A 19,759-nucleotide genomic window follows, 5' to 3' on the forward strand; every position below is an offset into this window, starting at 1 on the left:
GCCAAAGAGACAAAAGTCTCTTTGGCTTTTCAGTGATTCAAGAAATGAATATATTGATGAGTATCTAAGCATAAAATCAGAAATTAATTGAAATTTTATTTTGATTTTTTAACTTTGCAACAGAACCGATTTACCTAACAATTAGAATTCTTCTATCAAGAGAATAAATATAGAAAAATGCCAGCACCTGGTTTTCACTGGGAGCTGGCATTTTTCTGATGTACTTCAGTACGAAGTGTAGCAAGAGTATAAAATATTTTGGAGAAGTATGCAACAATAGTATGATTCTAATTATAAATTTGTGTATACCGTACTATTTGTATATTTTACTATTTGAATATAAGTAGTAAAATATACAAATTTAGCTATTTTTGCTTTTTCTTCCTATCACGTGATTCATAGGTCTTCATATACATTTCGAACATGGTTCTTTGTTCTGGTTCGATTTGATTTTCAAGTCGATCTAAAAGAGAGGCAACTAAATCGTCTTGTGTTTCAAATTCTAGTGTGTTTTGTAAAGCATTAATTCTATTAACATTATACTTTTGAAGTCGTATTGTACTATACACTTTATTTTTTCTTGGCCGGCCAACTGTTTTTGATTGAGAAGACTCATCTTTGATTTCGTTCTGGACAGTGGTCTTCTTTTGTTTAGAAAACTCGTCTAAGTTAAAAGTTGACTTGGGTTCAGAAAGTGGTGTTTCTTTGATTTCTTTAGTTTTTCTCTTTCTATTAGGATCTCTTTCAAATTCCATATTAGTCTTCGACCTCGATTCTCTCAATAAACTCATTGGCTATTGCACTGTAAAGTTCATGTATACGTTTATCATGATAATCCCAAGTGTCCGTAATATCGGGATCAGCAATCCCTTCTCTATCGTATCGTTTTAGACGATCTCTATGCTTAACAATATTTGAAAAGACGTTTTTTGTTCCGAAAATTTCAATCGAATCCTTAATAATTTGGTTATCTACGCCGGAATCATTTTTCATTAATACTGGAAGAATACCAGCGATTCCGAAATCTACATTTTCATATTTATTATAAAATGTCTGAGCGTATTCCCAAAAGGCTAGCGCCCCATCTAGAGAACGTTGTTGAGTTTGTAAGACAACAACAATTAGGTCAGAACTATATATAGCCGAATTTGTGTATATTGATATTGTTGGAGGACAATCAATAATTATGAGGTCATATTGATCCTCAATTTCGCTTAGTAAATTTGAAAAATGAGCAATTCTAGTTTCCTTGTAGTCTGGTACATCAGGTGGAAAAGTCAATTCAAGATAATCTGGGTAATCGACAAAGTCTTTGTTTGATGGTAACAAAAACAAGTTGTCCATAATTTCTACTACTGATGGTTCTAGGTCATTTTCTTGAATAGCAACCATCATTGTTTTATCGATGTCTAATGGTTCTCCATGCTGTCTTCTGTAAGTCCTATTTAATAATTGAGTTGAATTTGCTTGGGGATCTAAATCACAAAGTAGTACTTTGTAACCTTCTTTTGCCAATTCATATGAAAACATTACTGAGTTTGTGGTCTTACCAACGCCGCCTTTGAAATTTCCAAATACTATTTTTTTTACCAAACTGATCCAACCTTTCTCATTTCGATGTCTAACATTATTTACTACAAAAATACTATAACATAGATAATATCTTACTACAATAAATATTTGCGAATTATTACTATTTGTATACTTGTATATTCTACTATTTGCATACTTGCATTTTTGTATATCTTACTAAAGCACTATTTGCATATTATACTATTTGCATATTTGTATACATTAACAAGTAGATCGGAAAAGTTGATTAATTAGGACAAATAGCTAAAAGGTTTAAAGGGATAACACTATTTGTATATTGCTCTACAGTACTATTTGTATACTTGTATATTCTACTATTCAAATTAATTTATTTATGTATATTCGTATATCTGTATATTTGTATACTTGGATACGAGAAATATTTCAGGGGTATTATCAAAGGGGATTATGGGGTACAATCTTTTTTGAAAATAAAAGAAGACGAATCATAAAGCGAATTGGCGTTCACTTCATGAAAATCGTCTTAATGTGTTCTTCTCTTTTTTCAAAAAGAAAGTGATTGGTAGTCACTTTTGCTGTTTAAATTAGTCAATTTATTCTAGCTCATTTTTTGAAAAAAATCAATAGTAGAAGGCTTATTTAAGTGTGCTTCAATGCCCTTTTTAGGTCTTTAATTTGAATTTGGAGAACACTATTATTTAGTGTTCTCTATTTTTTGTGTCTGGAGGTGTGTCAAATGAATTTAACTAGTGTATATGCAGTGGTTTTGAAGGATGGATTACGTAAATATAAATATAAAAACAGCAAACTCAAGCCTGTAGGTTCGTCTGAAGGTAATAAAGGGGCGGTTTTCGGTTATCGATCGAAGGATCTCATGATCCAGGGCCGAGGTGTCGTGATTACCTCTGAAGAGGCCTTGTCTGAGAACGAAGATCAATTCACTCATTGGACGCCAAACGTCTTCAGTTATGGCACATACACCAACAGAGATCGTCAATTTGTTAAAGGACACAATGAGAATAATCTGCGTCAAATCAACACTTTTGTTGTCGATATTGATATTGCCGGCGAAAAATTTAATCACGGTGAAATCGTTCTTGCTGCGTATGATCGACTAGGATTGATGCCAACGATGATTTTAGATACTCCAGGAGGATATCAAGCGTATTTTGTATTAAGTGACGCTGCATACGTAACTAAGAAGAGCAATTTCAAAGTGATCAATGTTGCAAAACGTATCTCTGAAAATATCCGCAAAGAATTAGCGAAAGACCTTCCAGGCATCGATGTAGGGTGTAATCATTTTGGAATCGCTAGAATTCCACGAAATGACAATGTTCTCTTTTTCGAAGAGTCGTACTCTTATTCGTTTCAGGAGTGGTTGAACTGGTCAATGACTCAAGCTGCAGACAACAAAGCGGAAGTCATTCCTTTTCCCCATCAAAAGAACGAGATCCGCCAGCTAGATGAAAAGTGGGTTGATCTATTGATGAACTCTGAAAAATTAATCGGTTCAAAGGGTGTACTAGGTCGAAACAACGCTATTTTTACCCTTTCTTTGGCGTACTACGCTTCAAAGTCACCAATTGAGACGTGTGAGTACAACATGATCCTACTGAATGATCGTTTAAAAAATCCACTCAAGGAGTCTGAGATCAACCGGATTATCAAGAGTGCTTACTCGTCGAAGTATGAAGCAGCATCAAAAGACTATATTAGGGAAATCTGCCATACCTGGATTGATTCGAGTTTGACTGATGATCAGTTGTTTTCACAACCAAAAGGCTGGTATAAATTTAAAAAGGATCGTAAGGAACGTGTGAGATCTCATTCAAAAGAGTGGCAGCAAGATATCCTTGCCTATTTGTCGAGCCAAAGTTATACGTATAAACCGTTTGTCTATTCTACAAAAAAAGAGATCCGCGAAGAAATCGGAGTACCAGAACGATCTTTCGACGCAGCGCTTAAAACGCTGAAGGAAAAGAACCAGGTATTTTATCGTGTGACTCGTGGCCGCGGCGGAGGAATTATGATCGCTTCAGTCAAGGCTCTTATGAGAACGATCATCTTAACGAAGAAAGAAGTACGTGAGGCTTATTTTGAGGCGATTAGAGAGGCTTTCCTTGTGCCAGGTACGTTAGTTCAAAAGGTATTTTATCAGTTGTTACCAGCTAAAAAAGCATACACAGAAATCGAACTAATCAGTTTAGAATCAGGCTAAAAGTTAAACCCGCAAACTGCCTATACATTATATCTATGATACGTGTCCTAGGATTTTTGCCTGTTTGAGTATGCGCCTTAGCGCTGGTTGCCTTAGCAACTATTTGGGCTGTCATAAGTTATCAGGGTTTACTAATTTTTAGCTGGGCCTCAGCCCAAGGACGTTCCGTGTACTTTTTCGTCGTTGCGAACATATCTAGACTTTTTGATTAAGCTTTACTGCTGGCGATCGCTAGGGTAGGGTTGAGATAGCGTTGTTTAAGAATAGTTTATGGGGGAGTGATTTTAGTGTTAGCAAAAACTGTACATGTCGTTCTTGAAAAGAGAAAGATCAGCGGTGCTGTTAAATTAAGAAATACAGAATATTATTTTAGAGTGGATCAGCAGAAAATTTCAGAGGATCTAAAGCCTGGAATGCTCGCTTTTTCTTCAGATGGACAGCTTGTTTACGTTCTCGAAGTAATCGATGATCGAACGCCTGAAGAAGAAGCTGCATACACTGGGGTCTTGACGAAAATATTTGATGAAGATCCGGCCATAAAGTCAGGTGAAAAAGCCATCGAGCAGCAAAAAAGGTCAGCTTTTGAAAAGGTTGTTTATACAGGAATTATTGTTGAATTGGTTGATAAGAAATTCAAACGGACTGACAAAAACTTAAAGTTCAAGTCTTCAGAGAAGATCAATGACAAGATCTCTAAAGGGGATATTGTGCCTATCATATTGCATACGAAGGACGGCCGGAAAGAGAAACTATATGTTTTAGTTCAACGGATTATTGAGAATGCGTCACAGAAACAGCGATTCATTAATACAAGACGAAGACCCGTGAGTTGGTTGTATAAAAAGACGGAAAAGGGCTATAAGAAAATGAAATACGCAGATGTAGTCAAGGAGCATAAAGAAGTCAAGAAAACAAAATCGCCAACCATGCCAAAGGAGAACAGACAGTCTGAATCCGTTAAAAAAGGAAAAGCCAGGGACGGAGCAGATAAAGAGTTCAATCGAGAAGTCCACGATTTTGTGATTCGAAAACGAAAAGATTAGGCGTGAAATTGAATCTGATAACTCTTTTTTGAGAGGCGGGATTTTAGCACATTTTGCGTGGATATTCCAAAAATATCATGAACGGGTGTTTTTCAATCCTAAAAGGTAAAAAAATAAACCGAACATGTGTTCACTTTCAGTTAGAACTCTGTTATAATTATCTGTGAGATTAAGACGTCTATCTCATTTGAAAGCTATTTTGATTATTTGTCTATGTAAAAATATTCTGATTCGCAACTATTCTGACAATTTATTTTTCAAAATTCTTATTGTGCTTAATATAGTTACGAGGTTAAATATAAATAACGTTGACTTGCTAGTTGATTGGATGAATATGCCGTTTTATGTAGGAATTGATCATGTGAAGTATCGAACAATAGAACAGAAAGAAAGGGGATAAAAAAACAGAGAATTAGTATGCTTGGCTAAGTAATTTATACTTGAGAGTTTGTTAGAATGATTCTTTTTTAGAACTACTTCTTGACTTAACAGGAATGAAAGGCTTAAACTGAAAGCGAATTAGTTCTTGCCTCTCAAGCAGGATGCTATATTGTTTGAAAAAAATAACCAAAGGCTCAACTGATCTCGGGAGTTTCTCAGGCTCCGTCAGCGATCAGCTGAGGTAGTAAGACAAGACCCTTACTACGTTAACCCTCGGCTGTCATGGATTTCTCCAGACATTCGTCATTATATCAAAATTAGAATAGTATTGTTAGAATATTTCACCCCAAAAGGGAACGAATTTTCGAGTAATAGGACTTCTATTGATATTTTTTAAATGCGAATGTTGGATAAATGCCCCGTGAGTCGAGTAAGGGATACGTAGTGTAGACTACGTATCCCTTTTTTTGTTGTTTTAGACAAGAGCTGATTCTTAATAAAAAATAGTTGGAGGTGTCCTATGGGTGCAATTGGGATTGAGGTACGAGCAAAAGATTTAGAAACAGTCAGTACAAAAATTAAATTGTTGAATAATCAAATTTGGTTTTTGGAAGAAGGATTTGCGGTGAAGTATTGCTATTTCTTTGAACATGGACGGAAAGTACCTGTTCAGGTAGATCGTGTGAGCGTCGAGGAAATATTTCCCAAGATTCGTTTTATCTTTGATCAAAAGAATCAAGTGATCGCTGAGAGAGCTTGTCCAGACACAAGGCTACGAACGACTAGAAAAAATAAGTGGCTTTCAGTAGGGAATGGCTCTGGAAACAATCGTGCGTTGTATTTTTATCAAATGATCCAGCGGATTGAAGATACGGAGTATGCAAAGCAAATGCTAGCACATTATTACAGTAAAAAATGATTGATCGCTTAACAAGATTAAAGAATCAAGGTTAAACGTTTATTGTTTGCTAGATAACCACTAGCAATTATCTTTCTAACACATTATCCGAAAAGCGCTGATGACGAGGGCTTTCGGAACCAAAACTGAATAGATGAAGTTCGGGAAGTAGAACCCCCTCCAAATTAATCAGCATGGCTAAATGGAAAGTATGCTAACGGAGAATAGGAGAATATCACTTCTTTTTAAACTGCAAAAGTAAAAATACAAAGATAAAGAAAAATAGAGATTCCCACAGAGTTGTCGTCCAACTGAAAGTTTTGCTAACTCCGAAGAACAAATTGCCAAGGTTGGAGACAAAAAGATAGATGAATGTTACCCAAATTGATGTTAGTACTCTTTTTAACACGGAATCACTCCCTTTTAAATAAGGTTATACAAATTAGGATAAAAAGTCTAGTAACGACGGGAATCAAGGCAGAAGTTGCATAAATAAAAAAGACTCTGCTTTAGAGTCTAATTAAAGGACACACTTTGTTCTTTTAATTGTTTGATTATCTCAGTGACATAAGCGTCTTGAAAATCTTTACGGAAGGACTTTAGAAATTCCTCAGAAAAGAAATCAAAATTTTTTTCTGAATATGCTAGCAATTCTTCAGGAGTTTTAAATTCTGCAATAACAGAAGCGCTGTCGAAAGAATCAGCTACGCGCAATGAAACTGATTTCATTAAAGAAATAACATCAATTTGTGTTCTTAACATAAAAATCACCTCTTCTGTTGAGTGTAACATAATTGAATAGAACTATCTGGAACTATCCGGTAACCCAAGTCAATAAAGAAGAAGCATTAAACTAATCTAGTGCTTGTTTAACCTTCATTAGTCCAATGTAAAAGGATTTAGAAATAGATTTACCACATTTTTTACAAGCGTAATCTCCAGTGGGAATATCGTTAAAAACCTCTTTTTCATACTCATGATTACACTCTTGATCTTCTTTTTCTAAGTGCATCTTTCTTAATTCAAGAGAACGTTCTAATTCAATGGACACAGATACTCACCTTCTGCGAATTATTTTTACCACAAGCAATTTTTTTAAAGGGGTAAAAAGATAGTTTTAATAAACCAACTAACTCAGTTTATTGAAGAAAAAACACTGAGCAGTTAACTCAGTGTAAAAGACAGGACCTATTTATTCATAATTTTTTTACAATTATTCACAGCGCTTTTCATTGTATCAAAACTATTGATATCAATGTCGTAGATAAACAGATTCATTTTCATTGATTTGATTTCCTTCAAATTTAAAACGGCAAATATACTTGTAATATTTTTGGATTTAGAATTATTGAAGTGGGCCTTTTCTAGGGAAGAGTACATTCGGTAATTAGAAACATAAACGTGTACAGGATAAAAGTTAATCATTGTTTTCACATCCTCGTGGTATTCAATAACCATAACATTAAAAAGCCCTTTAATGTGAATACGAGGAACAACGTAAGTAAAACGTAATAAGGACCATGAAGGATGAATAAAACCAGCTGTTTCCGCAACTGGCTTAGAGCTAAAATGATGTACTTCGACTGTTTCTTTAGCTCTGCATTAGTATAACACGTATATTTTTGAGAAGTTTATAAATGTTCTAACGAACATCAGATGAGTCGGCTACTCAACCTAGCAATAATATCTGAAATAAGATTTGAAAAATATTGCCAGTGGAGTTGAACTATTGTTCAACATTACTATTTGTCTTCAATTTCATCAATGAAGACTGAAATATCATTTTTGAAAATGTACTTACTAAATTGTTCGCTTAGGATTTGGCTGACATTTCGGTAAGCGAAGGTAGGCGTGTTAGGTAAAGTATAGTAATAAATACCATTTTTTTGATAGATCGGATCAGGTACGGTCGTTGTCTGATTTCCTTCAATTGCATTTCCAGCGTCCGCTGCTATATCAATAATAAAGGCCCCCGTTTTTAACTGCCCTTGCTCTGCAATAGTCATAATGGGCTTACCCGAATCGCCCACTTCAATGCCGTTAATGATAATCGAGTATTTAGAAAGTTGTTGTTTGAATTGCGGAAGTGTTTTTCGATAAAAAAGTCGGACAGAAGAAGAAATTTTTGAGATCGCATGGAAAGCACCTTGAGCTGCATTTCCGGACCCTAAAATAGCAATCTCACAATTACTATTTGGTAATAAGCCAAAATTCAAGAGAGCATGTAATACTCCGGCATAACCAGCATAGAAGCTGTTTTGATAAACGAAGTTTCTAGGAATCAACTGTGTAGGATAAGCATTTTCCTGATAGTACATCATGGGTCTTTGATTATCGATATCAAGAATATAGAGATTTTTAGGAATTGCTTGAGTCTCCATAAATTCTTTACCTGATCCCAGTGGATGAGTCCAACCAATAATCATCTGATTTTGACGAATCAAGTCGTAATCAGATGGTTGGAGGAGTTTGAGAGAGAAGATTCCCTCACAAGAGGCAAAAATTTCAGAACGGGTTAAAATAGTGCAACCTGCTTTTCGATAATTATCATCAGGGATACTTAGCGAGTCACCAAAACCATTCTCGATATAAATTGAATTGGCGAATTGCTTGATATGTTCAGGTAACAAAGGGACGCGACGCTCATTTGGAAAATTTGACTTTATAAAACCTAATTTCATAATTCCAACTCCATTTCAATTTTAGTTTTTGTATAGATTTGTTCTCAGAGAAATGTTTCATGAGGCTGTTTTCGTACATCTTAAGTCTAACACAGTTTTGAGGTGGAATTTTAACGTTCAGAGAGGATACGTCCGCTAACGGAGGAAAGGAGATTTAGCAATGAAAAGTCTAGTTGGATCCACGTAGGGTCATCCATTACTCTATTTACGAGGTTACTACCGATTGTATCAGCAAACTAGAGATGAAATTAAGAGACAAGAGATTATAGAGAAAATGAGCGGAATTATCGACAAAAATCGTAAACAGTTTTTGATGCCCGAAGGCTGAGATAGGGAGTTTGTAGAGATAGTTCAGTTACTTGGATATAAAATTGATTTAGTAGAGGAAAAAATATTGAAAAACTTAGATGAATTATCAACTTAGCTAGCAAGCGTAAAACTTCAAGGAGGGAAAGAATGAAACAAGAAAGTATTGTCCAATCGAATAATGAATTACTAAATGATAAAAGGGTATTAATGGTTAATCCCAAAGACGAGGTATCTGTTAAAACAATCAAAACAGATAGCAGAGGGTACACAAGGCTAATAGATCAGTATTGCAGCAATCACTTTGGTAAGAGTTTTACTTTTAAGGACTTCAACAATTGGTTAGTAAATAGAGGCATTAAGGTGGTTCAAAATAACGGAACAACAGCATTAACGCAAGCAATATTTGTCTCATATATTAGTTATCACTATATTCTAACGAAAAATTATAGACAAGATAAAGAGGTTGGATTGGAAATAATCATGAATATATGGATTTGAGTCAATATCTTGGACAAATTTTAGTAGAGACGGCTATGCCATTTCCTCTCTTGACAGATCTTCAAACTCCTGTGGAGTTAGATAACCAATCGAACTATGGATTCGATTTCGATTATAGAATCCTTCAATGTAGCTAAATAACGACCGATTTGCTTCTTCAAAATCTGAGTAAGTAGTCGTATATACTTCTTCTTTTTTCAATGAGGCATGGAAAGATTCGATTCCCGCATTATCATAAGGCGTTCCTTTTAGGCTATAGGAATGTCTTATTTTGTTGGATTTAAGCCAGTTTTCCACGTCAATTGCTGTATATTGGCTGCCTAAATCAGTGTGTAGAATCATTCCTTCTGGAATGGGATAATGCTTTTTTGCTTTATTCAATGTTTGGATCACACAATCTACAGTCATTCGTTTTGAAAATGTATAGCTAATAATTTTTTTAGTATGTAAATCCATGATTGAAGACAAGTAGCACCAACTATTTTTCTTGGTAGGAATGTAAGTGATATCAGCCACCCATTTTTCACAAATCGTTTTAGTAGAAAAATCTTGGTTTAAGATATTTACTCTGGATACCACTGCTTGTTTATTACTTTGTGGTTTGTATTTTCTAATAGTAATAGAACGTAAACTCAGTTGTCGCATTAGTTTTTGTACGTGTCTAAGTGAAACTGAAATGTTTTCTTTGAGCAATACATGATAGATTTTTGTCGCACCATATCGCTGTTTGTTTTCAAAAAAGATATCAGTAATTTTCCGTTTCAAGAAATTATTTTTTATTTGCGTAGCAGTTAAAGGTTTATTTTTATAGAAATAATAGACACTTCTGGGAATTTCTAATAACCGACACAACAAAGAAACAGTGTAATCCTTACACCATTTTTCTATAAATTGAACAAGCGAATTTAGGTCTTTCGAGAGAATATGGCTGCGGCTTTTTTTAAGATTTCAAGTTCCTCTTTTAAACGAGCATTTTCTTTTCTCAATTCAGCCACTTCTTTTCCAGTCAGTCCTGTGGACTGATTAGGTAAATATAAATTCTTCCATTTGTAAATCGTTGCTTCAGATAAGCCATATTCTTTCGCTAGCCCTCGAACAGAACGTCCAGTTTGATTCAGATCAACAATCATCTGTTTGAAATTTTCTTCGTATCGGTTCATAAAATTCATCCTCTCGTAGATAAGTTTAATTTATTTCTGTCTCCACGAAAAGTTGTCTAAGATTTGATACTAACACCAAAAGAAGACCTCACGAGAATAATTGCAAAAAGAACTTCATTTTTTAAGGAAGAAGGATATTTTTGTCATCGAATCTTTGGAACGACTAGGGCGAAACTATGATGAAATTTTTTATATAGTGCAGCAACTGGATTAAAAGGATATCGGACTGATTGTTTTGAACATGCCTATCCTCAACCAATGAGAACTTTCGACGAAATCATGTTCTAGAAAGAAATTTCTATCCAATAAGAATTCCAAATCATGGACACTATTATCAAAGAAGCTTTAATAGATGAAATATTCAAAGCAGATTCTAAAAAAGTCGATTCCACAAAATATACATGAAATGAAAAATGGAGGAATATAAGTGAACTTTATGTATGAAGTTAAAACAACTAAATCATTCCAAGCGGCAACAGAAGCATCTAAGGCAATTGATTAATAATTTAGTGATTGAAATTTATAAATATCAAGCTGAATCAGAACGTAAAAAAATTAAAGAAAGACAAGCCGAGGGTATCGTTTTAGCAAAGGAAAAAGGGAAATTCAAAGGAAAGTAATTTAAATTTAAAGAAAACGATCCACGGCTACAACATGCCTTTGATTTATTTTTGAACGGTTGTTCCGATAAAGAAGTTGAAGAAAAAACTGGAATCAATCGCCGAACGTTTAGAAGGTATCGATCAAGATATAATGTGACAGTAGATCAAAGAAAAAACAAAGAAAAGAGGGATAGTTAATGAGTACGGTTATTTTAGCTGAAAAACCAAGCCAGGCATTAGCCTACGCAAGTGCTTTAAAACAAAGCACCAAAAAAGACGGTTATTTTGAGATCAAAGACCCACTATTTACAGATGAAACGTTTATCACTTTTGGTTTTGGGCATTTAGTCGAATTAGCAGAACCAGGTCATTATGACGAAAAGTGGCAAAATTGGAAACTTGAATCTTTGCCGATTTTACCTGATCGATACGATTTTGAAGTCGCAAAAGATAAGGGAAAGCAGTTTAAAATTGTTGCAGAACTTCTCAAAAAGGCAAATACAATTATTGTTGCAACAGATAGCGACAGAGAAGGTGAAAATATCGCCTGGTCGATTATCCATAAAGCAAATGCCTTTTCAAAAGATAAAATATTTAAAAGACTATGGATCAATAGCTTAGAAAAAGATGTGATCCGAAGCGGTTTTCAAAATTTGCAACCAGGAATGAATTACTATCCCTTTTATCAAGAAGCGCAAACACGCCAAATTGCCGATTGGTTGATCGGCATGAACGCAAGCCCTTTGTATACGTTAAATTTACAACAGAAGGGCGTACAAGGTACATTTTCACTAGGACGTGTTCAAACGCCCACCTTATACCTTATTTTTCAGCGCCAGGAAGCCATAGAGAATTTTAAAAAAGAACCTTTTTTCGAGATGGAAGCTAGTATAAAAGTAAACCAAGGGTCATTTAAGGGCGTTCTAAGCCCCACACAGCGTTTTAAAACCCAAGAGGAGCTTTTTAGCTTTTGTTTCTTCTAAACAAGCTAAAATAGGCAATCAAGAGGGGATAATTGCTGATGTTCAAACCAAAGAGAAGAAAACGAATAGTCCAAGTTTGTTTTCTTTGAGTAGTTTGCAATCAAAAGTCAATCAGCTTTATAAAGCGACAGCGAGCCAAACTTTAAAAGCTATGCAAGGACTGTATGAAGCAAAATTATTGAGTTATCCAAGAACAGATACACCATTTATTACAGAGAACGAATTTGCTTATTTAAAAGCGAATTTTGGCAAATATAGCGGTTTTTTAGGACTTGATCTTGAAATGGTTCAAACAGAGCCTAGAAAGCGTTATGTGGACGGTAGTAAGGTACAGGAACACCACGCCATTATCCCAACAAAACAAGTACCTACCGAATCTGCATTAGCGAAAATGGACGATTTACAACGAAAAATTTATGCTTTAGTCGTTAAAACGACCGTTGCCATGTTTTTACCTGATTACTTGTATGAAGAAACCAAGATACAAACGAAAGTAGCTGATTTGCTGTTTCAATCGATCGGAAAGACACCAAAACAAGAAGGTTGGAAAATTCTTTTCAAACAACAAACCAAAGAAGAAAAAGAGGACGTTCAAACGTTACCACTCGTTATCATTGGCGAACGTGCCGAAGTTGATGTTAAGAGTGTTGAAAAAGAAACGCAACCGCCAAAAGCTTTTACAGAGGGTACACTTTTAACCGCTATGAAAACGGCGAATAAAACGGTTGATGATGAAGAAGCAATAAAAATTTTACAAGAAGTTGAGGGGATTGGAACAGAAGCAACAAGAGCAAGTATTATTGAAGCGTTAAAACAAAAAGAATATATCCAAGTGATTAAGAATAAGCTTGTTGTAACTGAAAAAGGAAAATTATTGTGCCAGGCAGTTGAAAGTCAGCACCTTTTAACGAGTGCTGAAATGACGGCTAAATGGGAAACGTATTTAAAAAAAATCGGTAAAAGAGAAGGCAATCAAGAGAACTTTATTACGAATATCAAAAAATTCATTGTTCATTTACTGAAAGCTGTACCTAACGATATAGAAAAACTAAATTTTTCTGATTACCAGGAACAGAAAGAAAAAGAAGCAGAAAAAAGAATTGTAGGAAAATGTCCTAAGTGTGGCAACAATATTGTATTAAAAAAATCGTTTTATGGTTGTTCAAATTATCCTGAATGTAAGTTTACTTTAGCTGAACATTTTAGAAAGAAAAAACTAACCAAAACAAATGTAAAAGAATTACTAGAGGGAAAAGAAACCCTGGTAAAAGGAATCAAAACGAAAGATAAAAAGTCCTACAATGCCGTTGTAAAAATCGGAGAAAAGGGATATATTGATTTTATCTCTTTTTCAAAACAAGCATAAAAGCCCTGTTTAAAGGGCTTTTATATATTAATCACAAATCACTTATCACAAATCACAAGTGATTCTTAGTGATACAATAGACATATCAAAACAAAAGAGACTGGGGCGTTGTTATGACGAAAGGAGAATTCAAAATATTAGAAGGTTTAAGACATATTCGAAACAGTAAAAATGAAGCAATTGTTATCTTAAACAATTATTTTAAAGGCGGTGTTGGAAAGTCTAAATTATCTACTATGTTTGCTTATTTGACAGACAAATTGAATTTAAAAGTTTTAATGATCGATAAGGACTTACAAGCAACATTGACAAAAGACTTAGCAAAAACATTTAACGTAAAATTACCACGTATCAATTTTTATGAAGGACTGAAAAACGGAAATTTAGCTTATTCCGTTATTCACTTGACCGAAAATTTAGACTTGATCCCTGGCACGTTTGATTTGATGTTATTACCAAAATTAACTCGCTCATGGACTTTTGAAAATGAAAGTAGATTGCTTGCTACTCTGTTGGAACCTTTAAAAAGTGACTATGATCTCATTATTATTGATACTGTACCAACGCCAAGCGTTTATACAAATAATGCAATCGTGGCAAGTGATTACGTCATGATCCCTTTACAAGCAGAAGAAGAAAGTACAAACAACATTCAAAACTATATTTCCTATTTGATTGATTTACAAGAACAGTTTAACCCTGGACTAGATATGATTGGTTTTGTTCCTTATTTAGTTGATACGGACAGCGCAACGATAAAATCAAACCTGGAAGAACTGTACAAAGAACATGAAGAAGATAATTTGGTTTTCCAAAATATTATCAAGCGAAGTAATAAAGTAAGTACCTGGTCTAAGAACGGCATTACAGAACATAAAGGCTATGACAAAAAAGTTTTATCTATGTATGAGAATGTATTTTTTGAAATGGTTGAGCGAATCATTCAGTTAGAAAATGAAAAAGAATAGAATCACAAATCACAAGTGATTAATCACAAATCACTTGTGATTTGTGATTGTTGATGATAAAATAAGAATAAGAAGAAATAGAAAGAAGTGAGTGATTGTGGGAAATTTAGGCGTACAAAAAGCAAAACGAAATGATACACCAATCAGTGCAAAAAAAGATATAATGGGAGATAAGACGGTTCGTGTTCGTGCTGACTTGCACCATATCATAAAAATCGAAACAGCAAAGAATGGCGGAAACGTAAAAGAAGTTATGGATCAAGCCTTAGAAGAATATATACGGAAATATTTACCTGACAAACTTTAAAAGGAGTGAACATGAAATGGCAGTTACGTATGAAAAAACATTTGAAATTGAAATCATTAATGAGTTATCGGCAAGTGTTTATAATCGGGTATTAAATTATGTTTTGAATCATGAACTAGATACTAAAAATACTCGTTTACTAGAAGTGAATCTTTTAAATCAATTAGAAGTGGCACAAGAAGTTGATTTATTTGAACAACCATTTGAAAAATTACAAGCTATTCATGAGTATTGGCGGTCAATGAATCAATATTCAAAACAAATTGTTGAAATGTCACCTTCTTTAAAAGGAGTGATCTAATATGACAACTCAAGAGGAATTAAAAGAAATCTATCACACTGTGTCAAAAATGGACATTATGGAACTAAAAAAAGCGTATGAGTTGGCTGAAACACAAGAAGAATTTGAGTTTTATAAGGAATTATTTACATATCAATTGCAACAAAAGCAAAAACTAATTATCAAGCAGAAAGATTTTGTGATTTAATATGAAGGATAGACCACAATATATTATTGTTGCGGGCGTCAATGGAGCAGGGAAATCAACACTTTATCAAACAGTACCGCAACTCTTTCAAGATACACAACGAATTAATGCTGATGAAATTCTAAATAAAAATGGTGGTGACTGGCGAAAAAACTCAGATAATATGAAGGCTATGCGTGAAGTTGTAAAACAAATGAATCAAGCAATTGAATCTAAAAGGTCTTTTCACCAAGAAACCACATTATCTGGACAAGGACAGAAAAAATGGATTGAAAAAGCCAAGGCACAGGGTTATGAGGTAAATTTATTTTATGTTGGGATAGACAATGCTGATTTGGCAATACAACGTGTCAAACAAAGGGTTGAAAAGGGCGGTCATGGCATACCTGATGAACTCATAAAAAAGCGTTATAGTCAGTCATTAAAGAATCTAGAATATATAGCCCCTCTTTGTGATAATGTTATGCTATACGATAATACGAAAATTTTTGTTCCAATTTATGAACGTCAAGGGGAAAAGATAGTTTTAAATAATACAAAAAATATTCAATGGCTTCCAGTTAGTTTTATTAATAAGTATAGGGTGGGATTGAGAGATATGGCGAATATTACTGACTTCACCGAAAAGCAATTTGAAGATCGTTTAGAAAAGAATGTTGAACGACTAACTAAAAATAGACTAGCGGTTGAATCGCCAACCGCTTTTTTACTTGGTGGGCAACCAGGATCAGGGAAAACCAGTTTGCGATCGGCAATTTCCGAAGAAACACAAGGAAATGTTGTTATCATTGATAATGATACGTTCAAACAACAGCACCCAAATTTTGACGAATTAGTGAAACTCTATGAAAAAGACGTAGTAAAACATGCAACACCCTATTCTAATCGTATGACAGAAGCACTTATTAGCCGTTTAAGCGATCAAGGCTATAATTTAGTGATTGAAGGCACAGGACGAACAACAGACGTTCCTATTCAAACAGCCACAATGCTTCAATCTAAAGGTTATGAAACAAAAATATACGTTATGGCAGTACCGAAAATTGAATCATACTTAGGAACGATTGAACGATATGAAACCATGTATGCAGATGATCCAATGACAGCCAGGGCAACACCAAAACAAGCGCATGATATTGTTGTCAAAAACTTACCGACCAATTTAGAAACCCTTCATAAAACGGGCTTATTTAGCGATATAAGGCTTTACAATAGAGAAGGAGTGAAACTCTATTCAAGCTTAGAAACGCCTTCCATTAGTCCGAAAGAGACCTTAGAAAGAGAATTAAATCGTAAAGTATCAGGGAAAGAAATTCAACCGACTTTGGAGAGAATAGAGCAAAAAATGGTTCAAAATCAACACCAAGAAACCCCTGAATTTAAAGCAATTCAACAAAAAATGGAAAGCTTGCAGCCACCTACACCACCAATACCCAAAACACCTAAACTTCCAGGACTTTAAACCTTAAAAAAGGAAAAGAGTAGTTACCAAAAAAACGGTAACTACTCTTTTTTTATAAAAACATTTCCTCATGTTTTAAAAGCTGATCGAGAAATAAAGCACACAACGGTATTCTTTCTTTTTTCAGTTGGTACATTTTGCAGTCTGTAACGTGTCATTTACTGTTTGTTACCTTAACATATCCAGTCTAAAACACAAGGGTATATAAACGAGCAAGCTCGCCCTTGTGTTTTCTTTGTGTCTATGTTGCGTACTTGTCACGGCAAACAACACGAACACACTATTCACCTAAAAAATATGCTTGGTATAAAGCTCCTAAAGATTACAAAAAAAGAAGCCATAAAAACTATGACATGGATACAATAAGAGGAATGTATGGAAGCCAAAAAATTAAAGAAGAAAAAGAAGAAAAAAAATACTTACAAGCCCGATAGGGTTTGTAAGTTATAAAGAAAGAAAGAAAACATTATGTTTTATAAAATAAGAATAATTGAAACTTTGGAAAAGAAATTTGAAATTGAAGCAAAGAACGAAAAAGAAGCCTTAGAAAAAATACAAATAGCTTATGATAATGAAGAAATTATACTTTATCTTGAAGATTTAGACCATAAAGAAATGAAAATTGTCGGTTATAAAGATACCTTTATTGAAGAATATGAAACATTAAAACGTGCATTTTACGATTATGACACATCTTATATTTTATTAAGATATGGTTGTTTAGAGAAAGCATAAAAAAGGTTAATAGAGCTTGAAATGATAGTTAGTGTTGATAAATTTATGAATCAATAATCTCTAAAAAAAGGGAGATTATCTATAACTAATCTTCCTTTTTTTTAAATTTTATTGGCTTGTTTGCCTTTATATACTCAGAAAAAATTTTTAAAAATTCTTCCGTTTCTTCTACAGTTAAATAGTCAATTTCAAAATACTTTTCTAACAAAGCACCTTTTTCAATTAGACGCTTTGTTCTTCTTTTTCTGTTAATATTTAGTTTTTCTATTCTTTTGTTGATGTCATTTAAATCATTATTTTCCATAACTATTTAAATAATTCAGAAAAGTTTTGACTATTCGCATTTAATAAAGTTTCTAATTCGTCATAGAATAATTCTTTGTTTTCTTCAATCGATTCAATAGGAATATCATTTTTTGAAAGAGTAGAAAGAACAAAATCACCAATATCTGCTTTTGATTTTAGAATTAATTCTTCTTTTTTCTTTTGTAATTCTTTAATTTGAAGTTCAATATCAGAAACAGTTTTTTTCTTTCTCTTTTTAGGCTTTATTTTTGGAATGATTTGCTCATTTTCTGTCTTGATGCTTTGATCTTGGTTTTCCATAAAATATCCCACCTTATAATTTGCATATGTCTATCATATTATATTATATTTCTAAAATCAATAAATATAAACGAAAATGTCAGATTAAACATAGTTACTTTTTCATTGATAAGTGGTAGAATTAATTTATAGAAAATTCCCTTATATTTTTAATAAGGGCGCACTTATACCCACTAACTTACGTTTGTGGTTAATGTGCGATAAAACTTAACTTTCGTTTAGTTTTATCGTCAAGCGTGTTTGTTAAAATTCGCTACGCTCATGTTTTAAAAGAAAGAGAGGTGATACAATTGGCAATCTTCCATTTATCTATGGCAATAGCAAAAAGAGAAGGCGGAAAAAGAAGTTTAATCGCAATGGCTTCTTATCGAAGTGGTGAAAAATTGTATAGTGAACTATATGAAAAAACTAATCTATACAACCATAGAACTGTTAAACCAGAAGCTTTTATTTTAAAACCTGATTATGTACCTAATGAGTTTTTAGATAGACAGACATTATGGAATAAAATGGAATTAGCAGAAAAAAGTCCAAACGCTCAACTTTGTCGAGAGGTAAATGTAGCATTGCCAATTGAATTAAATAATTCAGACCAAAGAATGTTGATTGAAGATTTTGTAAAAGATAACTTTGTCAGTGAAGGAATGATTGCAGACGTAGCCATTCATAGAGATGATGAAAACAATCCTCATGCTCATATTATGTTAACAATGAGAGAAGTAGATAGTGAAGGTAATATTCTAAATAAAAGAAAAAGAATACCTAAACTAGATGAAAATGGCAATCAGATTTTTAACGAAAAAGGGCAAAGAGTAACCGTTTCAATTAAAACAAATGATTGGGATAGAAAATCTCTTGTTTCCGAAATTCGTAAAGATTGGGCTGATAAAGTCAACCAATATTTAAAAGATAGAAATATCGATCAACAAATTACAGAAAAATCGCATGCGGAACTTGGAAAAAAAGAACTACCAACAATTCATGAAGGGTTTTACTCAAAAAAATTAGAAGAAAAAGGAGTTATAAGTGAGTTAAAAAGAAAAAATTTAGAAATTCAAAGTTACAATGATATTCTATCCGAACTTGATAAACTTGAAAGTCAAGAGAAAGTGTTAAAACAAGACCAAAACTTCACTTTAAAATTTGAAAAAACTTTCTCACCTTTAGAAAAAGGAGAACTGAAAAATCTTTCAAAAGAATTGAAATTATTTATTAATGATGAAAACATTGATAAACGATTAGGTGAATTAAAACGATGGGAAAATTCACTTATCTTTAATAATAAAATGGAAATTCAAAAACAACGTTTGATGTTAAGTAAAATTAGTAGTGAACGAGATATGCTTACAAAGGCAAATGAAATTTTAGATAAACAAGCAGAAAGATTCTTCAAAAAATCTTATCCAAGTTTGAATATTGACAAATTTTCAAATCACGAAGTTAGAGCAATGGTTAATGAAACCATATTTAGAAAACAGTTATTGAATAAAGACCAGT

The 19,759-nt window shown here is 33.5% G+C and carries 19 protein-coding genes and 4 pseudogenes; 15 read left to right on the forward strand and 8 right to left on the reverse strand.

All coding sequences use genetic code 11. The features are described from left to right. Positions 1–365: 365 nt before the first annotated feature. Together ACKTSC_RS12355 and ACKTSC_RS12360 are read right to left on the reverse strand one after the other, a co-directional pair. A complete protein-coding gene (locus tag ACKTSC_RS12355; RefSeq protein ID WP_071858789.1) occupies positions 366–755 on the reverse strand; it encodes a DUF5388 domain-containing protein in 390 nt (129 codons plus the stop codon). 1 nt (position 756) lies between these two features. Then, positions 757–1,593, reverse strand: a complete 837-nt coding sequence (locus ACKTSC_RS12360) for a ParA family protein (protein ID WP_071858790.1) — start codon at positions 1,591–1,593, stop codon at positions 757–759. Positions 1,594–2,290: 697 nt separating this feature from the next. Here ACKTSC_RS12360 and ACKTSC_RS12365 point away from each other — a divergent pair. The 3 genes from ACKTSC_RS12365 (at position 2,291) to ACKTSC_RS12375 (ending at position 6,118) form a co-directional block, all read left to right on the forward strand. Beyond that, positions 2,291–3,775, forward strand: a complete 1,485-nt coding sequence (locus tag ACKTSC_RS12365) for a primase C-terminal domain-containing protein (protein ID WP_407857767.1) — start codon at positions 2,291–2,293, stop codon at positions 3,773–3,775. A gap of 287 nt (positions 3,776–4,062) precedes the next feature. Then, positions 4,063–4,818, forward strand: coding sequence for a hypothetical protein (locus ACKTSC_RS12370; RefSeq protein WP_407857768.1), 756 nt, complete (start codon positions 4,063–4,065; stop codon positions 4,816–4,818). Positions 4,819–5,719: 901 nt separating this feature from the next. Continuing rightward, positions 5,720–6,118, forward strand: a complete 399-nt coding sequence (locus ACKTSC_RS12375) for a hypothetical protein (protein WP_177184086.1) — start codon at positions 5,720–5,722, stop codon at positions 6,116–6,118. Positions 6,119–6,613: 495 nt separating this feature from the next. Here ACKTSC_RS12375 and ACKTSC_RS12380 read toward each other — a convergent pair whose 3' ends face one another. The 3 genes from ACKTSC_RS12380 to ACKTSC_RS12390 all read right to left on the reverse strand — a co-directional run bounded on the left by ACKTSC_RS12380 (position 6,614) and on the right by ACKTSC_RS12390 (position 8,778). Beyond that, positions 6,614–6,859, reverse strand: coding sequence for a hypothetical protein (locus tag ACKTSC_RS12380; RefSeq protein WP_010742456.1), 246 nt, complete (start codon positions 6,857–6,859; stop codon positions 6,614–6,616). Positions 6,860–6,950: 91 nt separating this feature from the next. After that, positions 6,951–7,148: a hypothetical protein gene (locus tag ACKTSC_RS12385; RefSeq protein WP_010742455.1), complete on the reverse strand. Its 198-nt coding sequence runs from the start codon at positions 7,146–7,148 to the stop codon at positions 6,951–6,953. A gap of 691 nt (positions 7,149–7,839) precedes the next feature. Continuing rightward, the gene (locus ACKTSC_RS12390) at positions 7,840–8,778 is read right to left on the reverse strand and encodes a Rossmann-fold NAD(P)-binding domain-containing protein (protein WP_010742453.1); all 939 of its coding nucleotides are present in this window, start codon (positions 8,776–8,778) and stop codon (positions 7,840–7,842) included. 456 nt (positions 8,779–9,234) lie between these two features. Here ACKTSC_RS12390 and ACKTSC_RS12395 point away from each other — a divergent pair, with 456 nt between their 5' ends. Further along, positions 9,235–9,585 (forward strand): hypothetical protein, encoded by a 351-nt coding sequence (locus ACKTSC_RS12395; RefSeq protein WP_071862921.1) that lies wholly within the window; start codon positions 9,235–9,237, stop codon positions 9,583–9,585. 33 nt (positions 9,586–9,618) lie between these two features. Here the strand turns inward: ACKTSC_RS12395 and ACKTSC_RS12400 are convergent. Then, a protein-coding gene (locus ACKTSC_RS12400; protein WP_143141796.1) for an IS3 family transposase occupies positions 9,619–10,745 on the reverse strand; the annotation gives its coding sequence in 2 pieces (ribosomal slippage) (positions 9,619–10,517 and positions 10,517–10,745; 1,128 coding nt in all). A gap of 485 nt (positions 10,746–11,230) precedes the next feature. Here ACKTSC_RS12400 and ACKTSC_RS12405 point away from each other — a divergent pair. The 10 genes and pseudogenes from ACKTSC_RS12405 to ACKTSC_RS12450 form a co-directional block, all read left to right on the forward strand. Then, a pseudogene (locus ACKTSC_RS12405) lies at positions 11,231–11,545 on the forward strand (recombinase family protein); the annotation flags it as partial. Next, positions 11,545–13,696: pseudogene (locus ACKTSC_RS12410) on the forward strand (type IA DNA topoisomerase). The pseudogenes ACKTSC_RS12405 and ACKTSC_RS12410, both read left to right, overlap by 1 nt. Positions 13,697–13,809: 113 nt before the next feature. Continuing rightward, entirely contained in the window at positions 13,810–14,664 is an 855-nt protein-coding gene (locus tag ACKTSC_RS12415) for a ParA family protein (RefSeq protein WP_407857769.1), read from the forward strand. 91 nt (positions 14,665–14,755) lie between these two features. Continuing rightward, on the forward strand, positions 14,756–14,971 hold the full coding sequence (locus ACKTSC_RS12420; RefSeq protein WP_096741267.1) for a peptide-binding protein: 216 nt from the start codon (positions 14,756–14,758) through the stop codon (positions 14,969–14,971). A gap of 16 nt (positions 14,972–14,987) precedes the next feature. Next, on the forward strand, positions 14,988–15,272 hold the full coding sequence (locus ACKTSC_RS12425; protein WP_271016480.1) for an antitoxin: 285 nt from the start codon (positions 14,988–14,990) through the stop codon (positions 15,270–15,272). A gap of 1 nt (position 15,273) precedes the next feature. Beyond that, entirely contained in the window at positions 15,274–15,459 is a 186-nt protein-coding gene (locus ACKTSC_RS12430; protein WP_007209310.1) for a hypothetical protein, read from the forward strand. A 1-nt stretch (position 15,460) separates the two neighbouring features. Beyond that, positions 15,461–15,928 (forward strand): annotated as a pseudogene (locus ACKTSC_RS12435) (ATPase); the annotation flags it as partial. Between the two features lie 129 nt (positions 15,929–16,057). Next, positions 16,058–16,921, forward strand: coding sequence for a zeta toxin family protein (locus tag ACKTSC_RS12440; RefSeq protein ID WP_407857772.1), 864 nt, complete (start codon positions 16,058–16,060; stop codon positions 16,919–16,921). A gap of 281 nt (positions 16,922–17,202) precedes the next feature. Then, positions 17,203–17,355 (forward strand): annotated as a pseudogene (locus ACKTSC_RS12445) (molecular chaperone DnaJ); the annotation flags it as partial. Between the two features lie 34 nt (positions 17,356–17,389). Next, positions 17,390–17,656, forward strand: coding sequence for a DpnD/PcfM family protein (locus ACKTSC_RS12450; RefSeq protein WP_256969039.1), 267 nt, complete (start codon positions 17,390–17,392; stop codon positions 17,654–17,656). A gap of 85 nt (positions 17,657–17,741) precedes the next feature. Here the strand turns inward: ACKTSC_RS12450 and ACKTSC_RS12455 are convergent, their stop codons facing one another. Both ACKTSC_RS12455 and ACKTSC_RS12460 read right to left on the reverse strand, forming a co-directional pair. Next, the gene (locus ACKTSC_RS12455; protein ID WP_407857770.1) at positions 17,742–17,960 is read right to left on the reverse strand and encodes a hypothetical protein; all 219 of its coding nucleotides are present in this window, start codon (positions 17,958–17,960) and stop codon (positions 17,742–17,744) included. A 2-nt stretch (positions 17,961–17,962) separates the two neighbouring features. Continuing rightward, the gene (locus ACKTSC_RS12460) at positions 17,963–18,262 is read right to left on the reverse strand and encodes a hypothetical protein (protein WP_256969035.1); all 300 of its coding nucleotides are present in this window, start codon (positions 18,260–18,262) and stop codon (positions 17,963–17,965) included. 290 nt (positions 18,263–18,552) lie between these two features. Between ACKTSC_RS12460 and mobQ the strand changes: the two genes are divergently transcribed. Further along, the coding region (mobQ, locus tag ACKTSC_RS12465) for a MobQ family relaxase (protein ID WP_407857771.1) at positions 18,553–19,759 on the forward strand (1,207 nt) is incomplete at its 3' end.

Origin of the sequence: Enterococcus hailinensis, from assembly GCF_045862035.1 — a bacterium.
Taxonomy (GTDB): domain Bacteria; phylum Bacillota; class Bacilli; order Lactobacillales; family Enterococcaceae; genus Enterococcus_A; species Enterococcus_A hailinensis.

Coding starts and splice junctions, on each gene's coding strand:
- ACKTSC_RS12355 (WP_071858789.1), bottom strand. CDS start 755: ATGGAATTTGAAAGAGATCCTAATAGAAAGAGAAAAACTAAAGAAATC.
- ACKTSC_RS12365 (WP_407857767.1), top strand. CDS start 2,291: ATGAATTTAACTAGTGTATATGCAGTGGTTTTGAAGGATGGATTACGT.
- ACKTSC_RS12375 (WP_177184086.1), top strand. CDS start 5,720: ATGGGTGCAATTGGGATTGAGGTACGAGCAAAAGATTTAGAAACAGTC.
- ACKTSC_RS12380 (WP_010742456.1), bottom strand. CDS start 6,859: ATGTTAAGAACACAAATTGATGTTATTTCTTTAATGAAATCAGTTTCA.
- ACKTSC_RS12390 (WP_010742453.1), bottom strand. CDS start 8,778: ATGAAATTAGGTTTTATAAAGTCAAATTTTCCAAATGAGCGTCGCGTC.
- ACKTSC_RS12395 (WP_071862921.1), top strand. CDS start 9,235: ATGAAACAAGAAAGTATTGTCCAATCGAATAATGAATTACTAAATGAT.
- ACKTSC_RS12415 (WP_407857769.1), top strand. CDS start 13,810: ATGACGAAAGGAGAATTCAAAATATTAGAAGGTTTAAGACATATTCGA.
- ACKTSC_RS12425 (WP_271016480.1), top strand. CDS start 14,988: ATGGCAGTTACGTATGAAAAAACATTTGAAATTGAAATCATTAATGAG.
- ACKTSC_RS12430 (WP_007209310.1), top strand. CDS start 15,274: ATGACAACTCAAGAGGAATTAAAAGAAATCTATCACACTGTGTCAAAA.
- ACKTSC_RS12440 (WP_407857772.1), top strand. CDS start 16,058: ATGGCGAATATTACTGACTTCACCGAAAAGCAATTTGAAGATCGTTTA.
- ACKTSC_RS12450 (WP_256969039.1), top strand. CDS start 17,390: ATGTTTTATAAAATAAGAATAATTGAAACTTTGGAAAAGAAATTTGAA.
- ACKTSC_RS12455 (WP_407857770.1), bottom strand. CDS start 17,960: ATGGAAAATAATGATTTAAATGACATCAACAAAAGAATAGAAAAACTA.
- ACKTSC_RS12460 (WP_256969035.1), bottom strand. CDS start 18,262: ATGGAAAACCAAGATCAAAGCATCAAGACAGAAAATGAGCAAATCATT.